We start from the raw sequence: 17,286 nt of genomic DNA, 5'->3' as shown, positions 1-17,286 counted from the left end.
GAATAAAGCAAAGGAAAAACAGAAAAAGGGGAGATCCCACCATGAGATCGACGTTTCCCTGCGTGATCGCGCTGTGTTTGTCAGGATTGCTTACGGCTTGCAGCGAGCCCGCCGCGGAAAGCGACGCCAAAGCGGCGGACGCCAGCCCGGCACCGGCTGAGTCGGACGCGCTGAAACCACCGCAGGAGAGCGGTGTTTTACGGGTAGCGACCCGCAGCGGCTCCACGACCTATTACCTGGATCGCCAGGAAACGCCCACCGGGCCCGAATACGATCTGGCGGAGGCCTTTGCCAAGTCGCACGGCTGGACTGTGGACTGGGTGGTCCTGCCGTCCACCGCCGCCGTGCTGGACCGGCTCCGGGCCGGCGATGTGCATCTGGCCGCTGCGGGGCTCACGCATCTGGCCTCGCGCGATGCCGATTTCCTGCGAGGCGGCACCCATACACAAATTACCGAACAGCTGGTCTGCAACCGCAATCAGCGTCCGCTGCCAAAGAAACCGGCGGACATTGGGGATCTGACCATCCGGGTGACGGCTCATTCGAGCTATGTGGAAACGCTCCAGAGCCTGGCGGCCGACAATCCCAACATCCAGTTCAAGGAAGATCCCGAGCGCAGCACCGAGCGATTGCTGACACAGGTGGAGCAGGGCGAGCTGGACTGCACCGTAGCGGATTCCAACATCGTTCAGGTGAATCGCCGGTTTATGCCGCACCTGGATGTGGCCATGGATTTAACGGACACGCACGGCCTCGGCTGGTATCTGCCGAAAGACGAGAAACAGCTGGCCAAGGAGACCAGCCAGTGGCTCAGCGGCGACGACGGTCGGCTGGCGGTGGCGGGGGTCGATTATCGCTACTACGCCTACATTGGCGATTTCGACTTTGTGGATTCGCGGGCGCTCACGCGGCGCATTGACGATCGCCTGCCCAAATACCGGGACCTGTTTGTCGACGCCGAGGCGCAAACCGGCCTGCCCGCCGACCTGCTGGCCGCGCAGGCGTATCAGGAGTCTCACTGGGATCCGCTCGCCAAGAGCCCGACCGGCGTGCGGGGGCTGATGATGCTGACCCTGAACACCGCCAAAGCCTGGGGTGTGGAAGACCGGCTTGATCCCGAACAGAGCGTGGACGGCGGCGCCCGCTACCTGGCCGATCGTCACCGCCGCCTGCCGGAAACCATCCCGGAACCGGACCGCACCTTCCTGGCCCTGGCCAGTTACAACGTCGGTCGTGGCCACCTGCTGGACGCGCGCACCCTGGCTCGCAAGCTCGGGAAGAATCCGGATTCCTGGGCCGACATGCGCGAAGTGCTGCCGCTGCTGGCGGACAAGGAGTATTACACCCAGCTTCGCTATGGCTATGCTCGGGGTTATGAGCCGGTGAATTACGTTTCAAGGATACGGAACTATCGGGACGTCATTGATACGGCGTTTCGTTAGATATGCGGCGCCACGACATCCGGCGTAATGCCGGAGCGGGTGATGCAGGCGCCGATATCCAGCCCGTTGAGGGAGCCGTAATCGGTCACCAGTAGTGTCCCCATGCCGGCACTCTGGCCGCCGAGGATATCGGTGTGCAGGGTGTCGCCCACCATCAGTACCCGTTCCGGCGCCGGGTTGCCCAGCCGGTCCAGGGCGGCCTGAAACGCCGGCGAATACGGCTTGCCATAGAACACCGGCGTAATGCCCGTGCGATCCGCCAGTTGATGGGAGAAGAAGCCCGGCTCCAGGGTCAGCCGGTCGTCACGGGGGGCCACCAGATCCGGGTTGGCCACTTCCAGCGGTCGCGGATAGGACGCCAGGCTGGCTTCCAGCAGGGCCTGGTGACTCCGGGTCCAGTCGCGGGTACTCAGGAAGATGAAACCGTCGCAGCGGTCCATCCGCTCACGCAGGTTCGCGTTGGGTTCGCCCTGGATACTGAGGTAGTTCAAGCCGAGCGTCTGCGGGTTGGCTTCCAGTGGTGCGATGACGCCCCACAATCCCTGCCGGGGATTGTCGGCCAGGGCCTGTTCCAGCAGCCAGCGACTGGATATCAGCTGGCTTTCCCCGACACCAAACCCCATCCGCCGGTACTTCTCCAGCAAGCGCGCCGTTGACGCTGTAGCGGCGTTGGACAGGATCAGGCACGGCTTGCCCGCCTGCTGCAGCTCGGCAAACCGGGTGACGGCATGGGTCAGCGCCCGATCGCCCGTGTTGAGCACCCCGAAGGCGTCAAAGACGAAGGCGTCGAAACGATCCGCCAGCGGCCCGAGGGACGGCTGGGCCTCCGGCACCGTAGCGTCCGGCCGGGAGGGTCCCCGGGGCAGGCGGTGGCGAACACGCTCGTATTCCGAGAACGCCCAGCGGGGCGTCGGGGGCAAGAGATCGTGGATGGCGTTGGTGGTGTCTGATGACGTCATGGAAGCAGAACAGCCTGTCTGAGCGGGCGATCGGTCAATCCGTTACCGGTCTTCATACCGGTCCGTTGCCGCAATCAATGCCCTTTACTTTAGCCGGTATCGACCGCGCTGTCTTGCCAGGAACCGGGTGCTGAACGTTCGGGTCCTTCCGCTCGAAGAGGTCGCCATGAAACGCCTTCTTAGACTATTGGATAAGGCGGCCCCGGACCCTGGAATTGCTTTATCGATCAATAAATTATGAGGAAGCAAAAAGATAGTAACTGCAATAGCTTTCGTTTATTGATCAAAATCTGGACGAATTCAAAATCTGTGACGATATTCAAATCTGACCGGGATGAAGTGGCATTCACAGTTTGTAGGCCACGGGCACGCCCCTCGTTCCGGTCCCGATGTGCCTCTTAAAAGGGCGATGAGCCCGACAAAAACAATGAATGCTGGGGACTGAATCATGAACACACGTGACAGCGGTATCGACCGAAAGGCCGCGGGTAATCGACGTGGTTTTCTGAAAACCCTCGCCATAGCCACCACGTTCGTGGGGGCATCTTTCCTGACAACCACCGTTGCGGCGGCCACCACCTGGAAGATCCAGTCCGTCTGAGACGCGGGCACGGTGGGCTACTCCCTGTTCGAGGAGTGGTGCAACAGCATGGAGAAGAAAAGCGGCGGTGAGCTGATCTTCAAGTGCTTCCCGGCCAAGGCCGTGGCGGCAGACAACAACGCCCTGTTCGAGGCGGTGCGCAACGGCGTCTTGCAGGGGATGAACCCGTTTACGCTGTATTGGTCGGGCAAGATCCCGGCGTCGGTGTTCCTCTCGTCCTATCCCGGTGGTCCGGACCAGCCGCACCAGTGGGACACCATGTTCTATTCGCTGGGCATGCTGGACATGACCCGGGATATCTACAAGAAGTACGGCCTGTTCTACGTCGGCCCGATCCAGCATTACGCCAACATCATTCACTCCAAGAAGCCGGTCAGCAGCCTGGACGATCTCAAGGGCATGAAGATCCGGGTGCCCGGCGGTATGGTCGCCGAGGTATTCCAGCAGTTCGGGGTGTCCACGGTGAGCCTGCCGGGCTCGGACATCTTCCCGGCCCTGGAGAAGGGCACCATCGACGCGGCGGATTATGTGGGGCCGGCGGTGAATTACGAGCTGGGTTTCTCCCAGGTGACCAAGTACATCCTGTTCGGACCTCCGGGCGTCATGTCCATCTACCAGCCGGTGGACCTGATGGACCTGACCGTCAACCTGCGCGCCTGGAACAGCCTCTCGCCGGAGCTCCAGCAACTGGTTGAGGACGAGTTGCGGATCTATTCCCAGAAGCACTACCTGACCATCCAGAAGCGCAACATCGAGGCCATGGAGAAGTTCAAGGCGGATGGCAACGTGGTGTCCCGCCTGAGCCAGGAGGATCTGCAACGATTCCGGAAGGCCGCCATTCCCATCTGGTACCGCTGGGCCAACAAGGATGACGATGCCCGCAAGGTGTTCGATCTTCAGGTCAAGTACATGGAGAACGAGATCATGGGCTATTTGAGCCCGGACGACCTCAAGGGGATGGAATAGACCCCGTCAGGGGTGTTGAATCGGGGAGGGCGGCGCCTTCCCCTTTGGCCCCCGGGGTGAGCTCCGGGGGTTTTTGGCGTGTTGCGGGGTGAAGTATGTCCGACGAACTGGAAGGGTTTGGTTTTGTGTTGCCCCACTGGCTGTACTGGGGCTGGCTGGCGGTGATGCCGCTGTTGATGATGGCGCTGGATCGCTGGCAGCGGAAGCGTCAGGGCGCGGCAACGGAGGAAACCGCCTATACACCCGGCGAAGGGCAGGATGCTGAGGAAACCGTGTACACCCGACATCCGGATGCGGGGGTGAACGGGTTTACCAAAGCGATCGACTGGATCAGTGAGCACTCGGGCGTCTTCGTGGCGTTCTGGACCGTCAACGCCGTGTGCTTCTATTTCTTCGAAGTGGTCATGCGCTACATCTTCAACATGCCCACCATCTGGGTGCATGAGGCGAGCTTCCTGCTGCTGGGGATGCAGTACCTGCTGGCCGGCGCTTTCGCCATGCTGCACGGGGCCCACGTGCGGGTCGATGTGCTCTACAACTTGTTGCCCGAACGGGGCCAGATCGGCATGGACATCTTCACGTCCATGTTCTTCTTCATGTTTGCGCTGGTACTGGCGATCACCTCCTGGACCTTCTTCCAGAACAGCTATTCCATGCACGAAACCACCGTGGAAACCTGGGGTATCCAGTATTACCCGGTGAAGTTCATGATGCTGCTGGGCGCCATCCTGATTCTGCTGGCAGGCCTGTCCAAGCTGATCAAGGACATTGCCCTGTTTATCCGCCTGGGTAAGGAGGGCAACGCATGAGCGTCAACACCGCCAAACCCGATACGGCAGACAGCGCGATGAAGACCATGATCGGCCAGATCGGCACCTGGCTGATGATCATCGCCACGGTGGCGCTGGGCTTCATCATTGTGGTCGAGACCATCAACATCCTGTTCTACGACCCCTACAGCGACGAATACTTCCTGTTCCGACTGGCCGGCAGCCTGTACGGCATTGGTATCGGACCGCTCACCTACCTGATGTTCGGCTCGCTGCTGGTCGCGCTGATGATGGGGCTGCCCTTGGCGTTCGTTACCGGCGGTCTGGGCGTCGCGTTCATCTACCTGGTGGGCGATGCGCTGATGCTCAACATCGTCCCCAGCCGCATCTTCCCGATGATGACCAACTCGGACCTGGCCGCCATCCCGCTGTTCATTTTCATGGCGTCGATGCTGGAGCGGGCCGGGTTGATCGAGGAAATGTTCAACGTGGTCTACAAGTGGATGGGCGGCCTGAGCGGCGGTCTGGCGTCGGCCACCATCCTGGCGTCGACCATCCTCGCCGCCATGGTGGGCGTGATCGGGGCCGCAGTGGTCACCATGGGTATCATCGCGCTGCCGGCCATGCTGCGGCGCGGGTACGATCACCAGATTGCGCTCGGTTCGATCATGGCCGGCGGCACACTGGGCATCCTGATCCCGCCCTCGATCCTGGCGATCCTCTACGCCGTGGTGGCGCAGCAGTCGGTGGGCGAACTCTACCTGGGTTCCGTGGTGCCGGGGTTGATGCTGTCCGGGATGTACATCGCCTACGTACTGATCCGCACGGCCATCAATCCCAAGCTGGGGCCACCGATCTCGAAAGAGGAACGCATCTCTTTCAAGGACAAGCTGCTGTTGCTGAAGGACCTGATCGCGCCCTTCATCCTGGTGGCGCTGGTTCTGGGTCTGCTGTTCGGCGGCATTGCCACGCCGGTGGAGGCGGCCGGCATCGGCTCGTTTGGCGCCATGGTGGTGGCCGCGATGCACAAGTCGTTTTCCATCAAGACCCTCAAGGAAGCCTCCATTACCACCGCCAAGGCCTCGGCCATGGTGCTGTGGATCATGTTCGGCGCCTCGGTGTTCGTGGGCTTCTACATCCTCCAGGGCGGTCAGGAGTTCATTACCAACGCCATTCTCGGGACGGGCCTGTCGTCCTACGGCATCCTGTTCCTGCTGATGGCCTTGCTGGTGATCCTGGGCATGTTCCTGGACTGGGTCGGCATCCTGCTGCTCGCGGTGCCGATTTTCATTCCCATCGTGAAGTCGTTGACCTTCGACGGCCTGTTCGGCCTGCCGGCGGTGCCGGGGGAAGACGTGGTGCTCTGGTTCGGGGTGCTCTACCTGGTGAATATGCAGATGTCCTTCCTCAGCCCGCCGTTCGGTTATGCGCTGTTCTACATCCGCGGCGTGTGCCCGCCGGAGATTTCCATGGCGACGATCTTCCGCTCGTCCCTGGTGTTCCTCGGGCTGCAGTGCCTGGGATTGGTGCTGTGCATCCTGTTCCCGGCGATCATCACCTGGCTGCCGGATAAGGTCTATGGTTAACCCCACCCGATGAAAGTCGCATGGCCGACGCGGGGCGCCCCCGGTTATAACCGGGGGAGTTCCCAACCGGTTAAAGGAGATCCCTCATGCTTACCCTGAAACGCCTGGATAGTGCCGACGCCCGACTGCTGATCGAAGGCGCCGCCGAGAAAGCCCGCGAGATCGGCGTGCCGATGTGCATCGCGATCACCGACGAGTCCGGCAACCTGGTGGCGTTCGAACGCATGGACGGCGGCAAGACCTCCAGTGTCATCATCGCCCAGGACAAGGCCTACACCGCCGCCGCCGCGCGCAAGGCGACCCACGAGTACAACGCCGCCAACGTACCCGGCCAGCTGGCCTTCGGCATCCATACCGAGGTGGGCGGTCGTATCAGTTCCGTAGGCGGTGGCCTGCCGGTGACGGTCGATGGGGAAGTGGTCGGTGGTATCGGCCTGAGTTCCGGCACGCCGCAGCAGGATATGGAGTGCGCCCAGGCCGGGCTGGATTATTTCCTCGCAAAACGGGGTTGATCCGCGGTCAGTGCCGGGCATAAGTTAGAACAAGTATAAGAAGTCGGTCCGATCGGACCGGGAGAGAGATCATGTCCACACCCACGATCGATCGTGCCGAGCTGGCGCGCCAGTTCCGCACGTTTATCGATCCGGCGTTCGTCATCGAGGATGACGAAACCATCCGCCCCTACGAGTGCGACGGCCTGTCCATGTACTGCGAGATGCCGTGGCTGGTGGTGTTGCCGGAGACCGTTGAGCAGGTACAGCAGGCCATGCGCCTGTGTCACGAGCACAAGGTGCCGGTGGTCGCCCGCGGCGCCGGAACCGGCCTGAGTGCCGGGGCCATGCCCCATGCCGAAGGCGTCGTGCTGTCGCTGGCCAAGTTCAACCGCATCCTTCAGATCGATCCGCTGGCCCGCACCGCGCGCCTGCAGCCCGGCGTCCGCAACCTGGCGATCAGCGAGGAAGCGGCGCAATACGGCCTCTACTACGGTCCCGATCCCTCCTCCCAGATTGCCTGCACCATCGGTGGCAACGTCGCCGAGAACTCCGGCGGCGTTCACTGCCTCAAGTACGGGCTGACCGTCCACAACATCCTCAGTGTCGAGATGGTGACCGTCGAGGGCGAGAAGCTGGTGGTGGGCAGCGATGCGCTGGACGGCTGCGGCATGGACATGCTGGCGCTGATGACCGGCTCCGAGGGCTTGCTGGGGATCGTCACCGAAGTGAAGGTCAGGCTGCTGCCCAAACCGGAACAGGCCCAGGTGGTCATGGCCGGGTTCGATTCGGTGCAGAACGCCGGCGACGCGGTCGGCGGCGTTATCGCCCACGGTATCATTCCCGGCGGGCTGGAAATGATGGACGGCTTTGCCATTGTCGCCGCCGAGGACTTTGCCCAGGCCGGCTATCCCCGAGACGCCGCGGCCCTGCTGCTGTGCGAAGTGGACGGGACCGCCGAGGAAGTGCAGGAACACATCGAACAGGCGAGCAACCTGTTCCGCTCCTTCGGGGCAACGTCCATTCGTGTGTCCCAGAGCGAAGAGGAGCGGGCGTTGCTCTGGAAAGGTCGCAAGTCGGCGTTCCCGGCGGTGGGCCGGATCTCGCCGGACTATTACTGCATGGACGGCACCATTCCCCGGCGCCACCTGGCCTACGTGCTCACGGAAATGCAGAAGATGTCCGAGCATTACGGACTGCGGGTTGCCAACGTATTCCACGCCGGCGACGGCAACATGCACCCGCTGATCCTGTTCGATGCCAACGTGCCGGGCGAATTTGAGCGCACCGAGGAATTCGGCGGCGCCATCCTGTCCATGTGCGTCAACGTCGGCGGCTGTATCACCGGGGAGCACGGCGTGGGCGTCGAGAAAATCCGCCAGATGGCGATCCAGTTCGACGACCTGGAACTGGCCCAGTTCCACGCCCTCAAGGCGGCCTTCGATCCGGACGGCCTGCTGAATCCGGGCAAGGGCGTGCCGGCTTTGCGCCATTGCCAGGAGTACCGGTCCCTGGAACACAAAGCCCACGCGGCGGAGGCCTGATGGCAGACAAGACTCAAGCCCTGCAGCAGCAGGTTTACGCGGCACTGGCCGAAGAACGCAAACTGTCGATCGTCGGCGGTGGCAGCAAGGCCTTCATGGGGCGCCAGACCGATGTGGAAACCACGCCCCTGAACCTGTCCGAGCACACCGGCATCGTGGATTACCAGCCGGTCGAGCTGGTCCTGACGGTCCGTGCCGGCACGCCGTTGAAAGAGATTGATGCCGCCCTGGCGGAGCACAATCAGTGCCTGTCGTTCGAGCCGCCGCACTTCTCGGCCCGCAGCACCATCGGCGGCACCCTGGCCTGCAACCAGTCCGGCCCCGGCCGGCCCTGGACCTATTCCGTGCGGGATCAGGTGCTGGGCCTAAGGTTGATCAACGGCAAGGCCGAACACCTGCATTTTGGCGGCCAGGTGATGAAAAACGTGGCCGGCTACGACGTTTCGCGTCTGCAGGCCGGCGCCCTGGGCTGCCTGGGCGTGATCACCGAAGTCAGCCTCAAGGTGATGCCGCGGCCGGCGTCGAGCCTGACGCTGGTGCAGGCCATGGACCTGGAAGACGCCATACCCTACATGAACCAACGCGCCGGTGAACCCAAGCCGCTGACCGGCGCCTGCTGGGTCGACGGCAAGCTGTACCTGCGCCTCGCCGGCGCCCAGTCCGCGGTGGAAGCCACGGCGCATCACTGGGACGGCGATGTACTCGAAGACGCCGGCGATTTCTGGGCCGCACTGCGGGACCAGAAGCTTGATTTCTTCGCCGGCGACGCGCCGCTATGGCGTTTTTCGGTGAACAGCACCGCCGCCAACCCGCCGATGGAGGGCGACTGGCTGGTGGATTGGGGCGGCGCCCAGCGCTGGTATCGGGGCGAAGCCACGATGGGCGACATGGAGCCGCTGGCAGAGGCCGCCGGCGGCCAGGTGAGCCTGTTCCGCGGCGGCGATCGCCGCGGCGAGGTGATGCATCGTCAGGCCCAGCCGTTGCAGCAGATCCAACAACGCCTGAAGCAGGCCTTCGATCCCGACGGCGTCTTTAATCCCGGTCGACTCTACAGCTGGTTGTAACCCGTATGCAGACCAATCTCGTCAAGGAATTTGCCAACACCACCGAGGGCCAGGAAGCCGAAGCCATCCTGCGCGCCTGTGTGCACTGCGGTTTCTGTACCGCCACCTGTCCCACCTACCAAGAGCTGAACGACGAGCGGGACGGCCCGCGCGGCCGGATCTACCTGATGAAACAGTTCCTGGAAGGCAACGAGGTGACGGAAAAAACCCGCACGCACCTGGACCGCTGCCTGACGTGCCGCAGTTGCGAGACCACCTGCCCGTCGGGGGTGCAGTATGGCCGCCTGGTGGACATCACCCGGGGCCTGGTGGATGAAAAACTGGAGCGCCCTCGCCGCGAGCGGATGATTCGCTGGGCGCTGCGTACTATCGTGCCCAAACGCGCATTGTTCACGCCGCTGCTGGCCTTGGGGCAGATGTTCCGGCCGCTGTTGCCGGAAGCGCTGCGCTCGAAGGTGCCGCCCCGGCAAGCCACCCGGCCCTGGCCCGCCGCCCGGCACGAGCGGGTGGTGATCGCCCTCGCCGGCTGCGTGCAGTCGGCCGCGACGCCCAACACCAACGCCGCCGCGGCCCGGGTGCTGGATCGTCTGGGCATTTCGCTCATCGAGGCATCGGAAGCCGGCTGCTGCGGGGCCATCAATTACCACCTGTCCGCCCACGACGACGGTCTGGACGACATGCGCCGCAATATCGACGCCTGGTGGCCGATGATCGAGGGCGGGGCGGAAGCCATCGTCATGACCGCCTCCGGCTGCGGTGCGATGGTTCAGGACTACGGCCACCTGCTGCGGGACGATCCGGACTACGCCCACAAGGCCGCCCGCATCAGCGACATGACCCGGGATCTGGGTGAATTCCTGCTGCAGGAGGACTTGTCCACCCTGCGCCCGGCCGAGTCATCCGGCAAGGTGGCGGTGCATTGCCCTTGCACCCTGCAACACGCGATGAAGCAGAACGGGGTGATGGAGCAGGTGCTGCGCAAGGTGGGCATCGATCTGGCGGAAACCCGCGACAAGCACCTGTGCTGTGGCTCCGCCGGCACCTATTCCATTCTCCAACCGGAGATGAGTCAGCGCCTGCTGGGCAACAAGCTCAAGGCGCTGACCATCGACAATCCGGACCGCATCGTCACCGCCAACATCGGCTGCCAGCTGCACATCGGCAGTAAGGCGGATCGGCCGGTGCAGCACTGGATCGAACTGCTGGACCGCTGATCAGGCTTCCTGGGTCCGCGGTTTTCCGGTGCGGGTGAGTGGCTCTGGCGCGTCGATCACGTCGAGGGTCAGTATGCGCTGGCGATCCGCCTGTTTCTGGCCCGACAGCCGTTCAATCAACGGCGTCAACCGTCCCTCTGGATCCGCTTCCGCCTGATAGGTCTGCATGAAGACCAGCTGAATATGCCGGTCCTGGAAGTCTCCCAGAATCGTCTGGCGCTGTTTCAGGTCCTTGCGAAAGGCTTTGGGCAGCGCCCGATCCAGATCCGCCAGATAGCGGATGCGTTTGAGGCATTTGCGCAGGCGGTGGAAATCCTCGCCCGGAGACAGGTCAGACAGCGCGACCAGCCGGGCGTTGTGGTCGGCAATGCGGGCATCCAGGGCTTCGCGGGTACGGTGCTTGTCCAGGCTGTCGAGAATCGCCTTCAAGCGGTTGGAGCGGACGAAGGACTGCAGGTTTTCCCGGTCATCCAGGTAGTCCCGCGCGTCGATGTGTTGGGCAAAGGCCAGCTGGGCCTCCCGCTGCCTGGCCCGAAAGGCCTGCGGAACCCCCGTGGTCTTTAGAGCATCCTGAAATTCCGGGTCGTTCAGCCACGCCAACAGGGTCTCATTGAACACGTCCAGATCGCGCAAGGCGCTGGTGGCCTGAGCGTGACGGCGCAAACGCTTGATGGGGGCCTTCAGCGCCTTGTCGCCGGAGAGCGCGTAGAGGGTTTCCATCACGGCGCGGACCTTGCGGATGGTGATCCGGTACTGGTGCAGGAATTCGGGATCGAAACCCAGGGCCGCCGGTGCTTCCAGTTCGCTCAATCGGTCCAGCATGTGCGGCAGGGACAGCGCCAGCCCGCGCAGGGCATGCCCTTCTTCTTTCTTGCCCGGATCGCCGGATTGCTTGCGCTGGAATTCGGCGTAGCTGACCCAGGCCGGCTTAAGATAGAGGGCCAGTGCGCCGGTGTCCGGCTCCATCTCCTTCCAGCGCTGGATCGGCAACAGGATGTGCACGCAACCGGATGTCGGCAGGGCGTCGATGGGGTGGCGCAGGAGGCGATTGGCCAGTTCCAGCAGGGCCGGGTTGTGACCGACCAGGGTGATCGCGCCATCGTCCTGTTGCTTGCGCAGCCATTTCCAGAGGACATCGCCACTGAAGGTATAGAGGCGAGACTTGACGGCGACCCGTTCGGCCAGCGTCCTGTCTTCCAGGCTGGCCAGCATCCCCTCGATGGTCTTGCGCGCGCGCAGGGCGTTGCTCGAATACACCGCGCCATCAAACGCACCGATCCGTTGAAGAACCGGGGCCATGTCGGCGATCTGCCGTAGGCCGCGCTTGTTCAGCGGGCGCTCCCAATCCTCCAGCGAGGCGTCGGACCAGCTGGATTTGCCGTGTCGAATCAGGAAAAGGTGTTTCATGCATGCTGAGTCCATCATAGGCCAGAGCAGGATAGCATGCTGAATGTGACACCCGTGTTGCGCGAGCGCAATGACGCCGGTCAACGCAGGGCCGGCCACGGCCACAAAAAAGGGGATGGCTTGAAGGCCATCCCCAATGGCAGGATTCGCGTCGTCGAGGCCGGGATTACTCGGCCCAGAACGGCTTGTTCATCTCCCGCTGCAGGTCGCCCGGCTCCAGGCCGATATCCCGCTCCATATGCGCCAGCCAGGCCGGGCTGGCACCACCGAACTCACGCCGCAGGGAGCGGCGGTTGGCCAGACGTTTGCGCCAACGGCGCAGCCGGGCCAAAGCTGGCAGGGTTGGCCAGTGAATCTTGCGGGGCTTGAGCGTCAGGGTATGTTGCATGGCGGTGTCCTCCCGGTGCCGTGGCGATGGTATTCGCCGACTCGAACCCTGATGCTAGAAAAGTCCCGAAAGGTGCGGAATCTATTAATTTTTCACGCCGCGTTAAGAAAACCTGAACGCGCGCAAAGCTGCCTGGGAAGAGCGCTCCTGATATGCTGTCGTGTTGTATGACCGGCGCCAGGCTGTGGCCGGTCGCAATGGATGGCGTCATCGCAGCGTATTGCCATGGAGAGTCCCCATGAATATCCAGATCGAGAAGTTGCGTTCGTTTGTCCTGATCGCCGAGGAGAAGAACCTGACCCGTGCGGCGGAGCGCCGGTTTTCCACACCGGCGGCGGTCAGTGCCCAGCTCAAGCAACTGGAAGACGCGCTCAACCTCACGCTGTTCGAACGCACCAGCAAAGGCATGCTGCTGACCGATGCCGGCCGGCGCCTGTTGCCGCTGGCCAATCGCATCCTGGGTAATCTGGCGGAATTCGAGACGACTGCCCGGGCCGTTGCCGACCGGGCCCGCAGCCAGCTGCTGTTTGGCCTCAATGCCCTGCCGGAGCTGCTGCGCTTCGAACAGGTGCTGGAAGCGGCCTCGAGGGAATTGCCGGACGTCTCGTTGGTGGTGCGTTCGGGGAATTCCGGCGACAACCAGCGGGCGGTGCTGGCCGGCGATCTGGACGCGGGCTTCGTGTTTGGCGGCCGGGATCATCCGGATCTGGAGCGGACCGAGCTGGGGCACGTCAACATCGTCACCGTCGGGCCGCCGACCGGGCAAAGCGGACCGCTGCCGGCCGCCGCCGACGAACTGGCCGGCCGAGCCTGGATTTCGCCGAGCATGGAATGCCCCTACAGCGACCTGATGCGCCAGATCCTGAGCCCGCATTACGATGACGCCCATATTGTCGCCACCTCGGACGATGAATATTCCACCATCACCATGGTCAAGGCAGGCCTCGGACTGGCGCTGGTAGAGGCCCACCTGGCGGACATGGCGGAATGCCGGAATGAAGTTCGGGTGTATCCGGACACCGGTGGGCGTGTACCACTCTATCTGGTGGTGCGGCGGGACCGGCGTCATCAGCTTCCGGAGCTGGCGGTGTTCGTGCATCTGGTGCAGGATCAGTGGAGCGGGGCCCAGGTGGCGCCCGGTACCCTGCGGGAAACCACCGCCGGTATGCTTAACCCATCCTGAACAAGAGTTCATATATTACGCCTTTGCTTGGCCACGGACGACACCCTGTTATATGGTCCTCGCCAATAACAACGTTTTATCGGGAGGGGGACACATATGTTGCGAGTGCTGATTACCGGCGCTAACCGCGGTGTGGGGCTGGAACTGGCGCGCTATTACGCCCGTCATGACTGGTCGGTCATCGGCGTATGCCGGAGCGCGTCCGACGAGCTGGCGGACGTGGCCGAACAGGTGGTTGAAGGCGTCGATGTGACGACCGACTCTGGCGTGGCTCGCATCGTCGAGGCCGTAAAGCAGACCGACGGGATCGACCTGCTGATCAACAATGCCGGGGTGTTACAGGACGAAGAGCTGGGCCGTATCGACTACGACTCCCTGCGTTTCCAGATGGAAGTGAACGCCTACGCGCCCCTGCGGGTGACTGAAGCCTTACTGCCGTATCTGCGCGAGGGTGCGAAGATCGCCAACATCACCAGCCGTATGGGTTCGATGGCCGACAACGACTCCGGTGGACGTTACGGTTATCGCGCTTCCAAGGCGGCGTTGAACGCCCTCGGCCGCTCCCTGGCGATGGACCTGAAACCGCGCGGTATCGCCGTGGCCCAACTGCATCCGGGCTATGTGAAGACCCGCATGGTGAACTTCGGTGGCCTGATCACGCCGGAAGAATCCGCGCTGGGCCTGGCGACCCGCATCGAGGCACTGAACCTGGAGAACACCGGTTCCTTCTGGCACAGCAATGGCGAGGAGTTGCCCTGGTAACCGGCGTGCCGACCGGTCACCGCCCACAAAAAAGCCCGGTCAGGTTTCCCTGACCGGGCTTTTTCAGGCCGCTGCGATTACGCCGACTGGGCGTCTTCGCGGGCCTTGGCGAGGATGCTGTTCAGCGTCTCGCTCGGTTGCATGATCTTGCAGACCTTGTCCGCCGGCGGGTGGTAGTAGCCCCCGATGTCGGCCGGATGGCCCTGGATCACGCTCATTTCTTCCAGGATGGTGTCCTTGTTGTCTTCGAGTTGCTTGCTCAGCTTGGCGAAGAATTCCTTCAGCTTGGGGTCGTCGTCCTGGTTGGCCAATTCCTCGGCCCAGTAGCGGGCCAGGTGGAAGTGGCTGCCGCGGTTGTCCAGCTCGCCGGTCACGCGGGACGGGGACTGGTTGTTTTCCAGCAGACGCTCGGTCGCCTTGTCGAGGCTCAGGCCAAGGATGCGCGCACGCTCGTTGTGCTCCTTATCGCCCAGTTCCTCAAGTGAGACGGCGATGGCGAGGAACTCGCCGAGGGAATCCCAGCGCAGGTGGTTCTCTTCCAGCAGCTGCTGCACGTGCTTCGGTGCGGAACCGCCGGCACCGGTTTCGTACAGGCCGCCGCCGTTGAGCAGCGGAACGATGGACAGCATCTTGGCACTGGTGCCCAGTTCCAGGATCGGGAACAGGTCAGTCAGGTAATCCCGCAGGACGTTACCGGTGACGGAGATGGTGTCCAGGCCGCGGAGCAGGCGCTCCATGGTCCAGCGGATGGCGCGAACCGGCGACATGATGCGGATGTCCAGGCCGTCGGTGTCGTGTTCCTGCAGGTATTTTTCGACCTTCTTGATCAGCTGTGCGTCGTGGGCACGCTCATCGTCCAGCCAGAAAACCGCCGGCATGCCGGTGGCGCGGGCACGGTTGACGGCCAGCTTGACCCAGTCACGGATCGGCAGGTCCTTGGTCTGGCAGGCGCGCCAGATGTCGCCTTTCTCGACCTTGTGCTCGGTCAGCACCTTGCCGTCGCCGTCGATCACACGGACAACGCCGTCTTCCGGGATTTCGAAGGTCTTGTCGTGGGAGCCGTACTCTTCAGCTTTCTGCGCCATCAGGCCCACGTTCGGCACGGTACCCATCTTGGTCGGGTCGAAGGCGCCGTGGGTCTTACAGAAGTTGATCACTTCCTGGTAGATGGTGGCGTAGGTGGACTCCGGCATGACCGCCTTGGTGTCCTTCAGCTTGCCGTCACGGGCCCACATCTTGCCGGAGTTACGGATCATGGCCGGCATGGAGGCGTCGACAATGACGTCGCTGGGCACGTGCAGGTTGGTGATGCCCTTGACGGAATCGACCATGGCGATTTCCGGACGGTGCTCGTAGCAGGCGTGCAGGTCTTCCTGGATTTCTTCCTGCTTGGATTCCGGCAGCTGCTTGATCTTCTCGACGACGGAAGACAGGCCGTTGTTCGGATTCACGCCGATCTCGTCGAACAGGTCGCCGTACTTGTCGAACAGCTCCTTGTAGAAGATCTTCACCGCGTGACCGAACACGATCGGGTGGGAGATCTTCATCATGGTCGCCTTGACGTGCAGGGAGAACATGACGCCGGTGTTCTGGCAGTCTTCGATCGCATCGGAGAAGAACTTGCGCAGGGCCTTGCAGCTCATGAACATGCCGTCCAGGACTTCGCCTTCCTGCAGCGGCAGCTCCGGTTTCAGGACGGTCTGTTCGCCCTTGGTGTTCTCAAAGACGATGCGGGCGGTGGTGGCCTTGTCCAGGGTCAGGGATTGCTCGCTGGAGTAGAAGTCGCCGCCGCGCATGTGGGCGACGTGCGTGCGGGACGCCGGGCTCCACTCGCCCATGGAGTGCGGGTATTTGCGGGCGAAGGCCTTGACCGCGGCCGGAGCGCGACGGTCGGAGTTGCCTTCACGCAGAACCGGGTTCACGGCACTGCCGAGGACCTTGGCGTAACGCGCCTGAGCTTCCTTCTCCTCGTCGGTCTCCGGATGCTCCTTGTATTCAGGAACGTCGTAGCCCTGTTCGTTCAGCTCTTTGATGGCTGCACGCAGCTGCGGGATGGAGGCACTGATGTTCGGCAGTTTGATGATGTTGGCGTGCGGGTTCTTGGTGTATTCGCCCAGTTCGGCCAGGTGATCCGGAACCTTCTGGTCATCGCTGAGGCGGTCCGGGAAGGCCGCGAGGATACGGGCGGCCAGGGAAATGTCGCTGGTTTCGAACTCGATTCCGGCTGGCGCCGCAAACGTCTCCAGGATCGGCAGGAGCGAGCGGGTAGCCAGCGCGGGGGCTTCGTCGGTCAGGGTATAGATAATCTTGGATTTGGAGTCAGTCATGTTTCGTCTTCAGGTCGTCGTTGTGGATCAGGACGGATGGTCCAGAAGCGGCCTTGTGGGCTACTTCTGCTGGTCCTACTCGGGATGAACAGGGGAAACGTCGAACAACCCCTGAACCGCTTGGCGAGCCAGAGGTGATTCAGTGGGTATTCAGGCGTTCCCCAGACCAGGAAACCGCTGAAAACGTCCTGCCCGACGCGGGAAACGTCAGGGCGTTTTCAGAGAGTCCCTCCTTTGGGCCATCCCCATTCGTACCATAACTGCCGTCGTTTTGTTCACATTCCGCGCCGTCCAGTAGCCAAACGTATATGTCTACAGTGGCTACACTAATGCCGGCGGCGATGCCAGTACAGGGCGACGTTGCCCGGTCAGGATTGCGCCTTCGGATGACGCGGATGTTGCAAAGGGTGGTGTGACACGTGGCGAGCGCCGGTCAGGCCGGGATGGAGCAACACAGCCTTTCGCCGGGTGCCGCCGTTTTCACAGCGCCCTTTTCAGTCTGTCCGCTGCAAAGCCCAAGAGGGGCGTGTTTGGGGACAGACCGCAGGGGAAAAGGTTCGCTTTGCCCCGAAAGACACTTGC

The 17,286-nt window shown here is 62.8% G+C and carries 13 protein-coding genes and 1 pseudogene; 10 read left to right on the top strand and 4 right to left on the bottom strand.

Annotation, left to right across the window (positions count from 1 at the left end; genetic code table 11):
* The first annotated feature begins 41 nt into the window (after positions 1–41).
* On the top strand, positions 42–1,442 hold the full coding sequence (gene mltF, locus EB809_RS16685) for a membrane-bound lytic murein transglycosylase MltF (protein WP_123635973.1): 1,401 nt from the start codon (positions 42–44) through the stop codon (positions 1,440–1,442).
* On the opposite strand, the gene EB809_RS16680 is transcribed toward mltF, so the two are convergent.
* Positions 1,439–2,401 (bottom strand): HAD-IIA family hydrolase, encoded by a 963-nt coding sequence (locus tag EB809_RS16680; RefSeq protein ID WP_123635972.1) that lies wholly within the window; start codon positions 2,399–2,401, stop codon positions 1,439–1,441. The two genes, mltF and EB809_RS16680, sit on opposite strands and share 4 nt — an antisense overlap.
* A 448-nt stretch (positions 2,402–2,849) precedes the next feature.
* On the opposite strand from EB809_RS16680, the pseudogene dctP reads away from it, so the two are divergent.
* The 7 genes and pseudogenes from dctP to glcF all read left to right on the top strand — a co-directional run bounded on the left by dctP (position 2,850) and on the right by glcF (position 10,637).
* A pseudogene (gene dctP, locus EB809_RS16675) lies at positions 2,850–3,968 on the top strand (TRAP transporter substrate-binding protein DctP).
* A gap of 95 nt (positions 3,969–4,063) precedes the next feature.
* Entirely contained in the window at positions 4,064–4,777 is a 714-nt protein-coding gene (locus tag EB809_RS16670) for a TRAP transporter small permease subunit (protein ID WP_123635971.1), read from the top strand.
* A complete protein-coding gene (locus EB809_RS16665) occupies positions 4,774–6,324 on the top strand; it encodes a TRAP transporter large permease subunit (RefSeq protein WP_123635970.1) in 1,551 nt (516 codons plus the stop codon). Before EB809_RS16670 ends, EB809_RS16665 begins: the two co-directional genes overlap by 4 nt.
* A gap of 86 nt (positions 6,325–6,410) precedes the next feature.
* Complete coding sequence (locus EB809_RS16660; RefSeq protein WP_123635969.1) at positions 6,411–6,836, top strand: GlcG/HbpS family heme-binding protein; 426 nt, start codon at positions 6,411–6,413, stop codon at positions 6,834–6,836.
* Between the two features lie 71 nt (positions 6,837–6,907).
* A complete protein-coding gene (locus EB809_RS16655; RefSeq protein ID WP_123635968.1) occupies positions 6,908–8,359 on the top strand; it encodes an FAD-linked oxidase C-terminal domain-containing protein in 1,452 nt (483 codons plus the stop codon).
* Positions 8,359–9,423 carry a glycolate oxidase subunit GlcE gene (gene glcE / locus EB809_RS16650; protein ID WP_123635967.1) on the top strand — a complete coding sequence of 355 codons (1,065 nt, stop codon included), beginning with the start codon at positions 8,359–8,361 and terminating at the stop codon, positions 9,421–9,423. Before EB809_RS16655 ends, glcE begins: the two co-directional genes overlap by 1 nt.
* Before the next feature lie 5 nt (positions 9,424–9,428).
* Positions 9,429–10,637 carry a glycolate oxidase subunit GlcF gene (gene glcF / locus EB809_RS16645; protein ID WP_123635966.1) on the top strand — a complete coding sequence of 403 codons (1,209 nt, stop codon included), beginning with the start codon at positions 9,429–9,431 and terminating at the stop codon, positions 10,635–10,637.
* Here the strand turns inward: glcF and EB809_RS16640 are convergent, their stop codons facing one another.
* On the bottom strand, positions 10,638–12,044 hold the full coding sequence (locus tag EB809_RS16640; RefSeq protein ID WP_190294943.1) for a CHAD domain-containing protein: 1,407 nt from the start codon (positions 12,042–12,044) through the stop codon (positions 10,638–10,640).
* Positions 12,045–12,210: 166 nt separating this feature from the next.
* Entirely contained in the window at positions 12,211–12,432 is a 222-nt protein-coding gene (locus EB809_RS16635; RefSeq protein WP_123635964.1) for a hypothetical protein, read from the bottom strand.
* Positions 12,433–12,670: 238 nt separating this feature from the next.
* Here EB809_RS16635 and EB809_RS16630 point away from each other — a divergent pair, with 238 nt between their 5' ends.
* Complete coding sequence (locus EB809_RS16630; protein ID WP_123635963.1) at positions 12,671–13,615, top strand: LysR family transcriptional regulator; 945 nt, start codon at positions 12,671–12,673, stop codon at positions 13,613–13,615.
* Positions 13,616–13,711: 96 nt separating this feature from the next.
* Positions 13,712–14,377 carry an SDR family oxidoreductase gene (locus tag EB809_RS16625; protein WP_123635962.1) on the top strand — a complete coding sequence of 222 codons (666 nt, stop codon included), beginning with the start codon at positions 13,712–13,714 and terminating at the stop codon, positions 14,375–14,377.
* Positions 14,378–14,454: 77 nt separating this feature from the next.
* On the opposite strand, the gene EB809_RS16620 is transcribed toward EB809_RS16625, so the two are convergent.
* Positions 14,455–16,704: an NADP-dependent isocitrate dehydrogenase gene (locus EB809_RS16620; RefSeq protein WP_123635961.1), complete on the bottom strand. Its 2,250-nt coding sequence runs from the start codon at positions 16,702–16,704 to the stop codon at positions 14,455–14,457.
* Positions 16,705–17,286 lie beyond the last annotated feature (582 nt).

The sequence above is a fragment of the Marinobacter sp. R17 genome, assembly GCF_003789045.1.
GTDB lineage: Bacteria > Pseudomonadota > Gammaproteobacteria > Pseudomonadales > Oleiphilaceae > Marinobacter_A > Marinobacter_A mangrovi.
The sequence above is the reverse complement of the archived record's forward strand: the minus strand, read 5'-3'. Positions and strand labels throughout refer to the sequence as shown.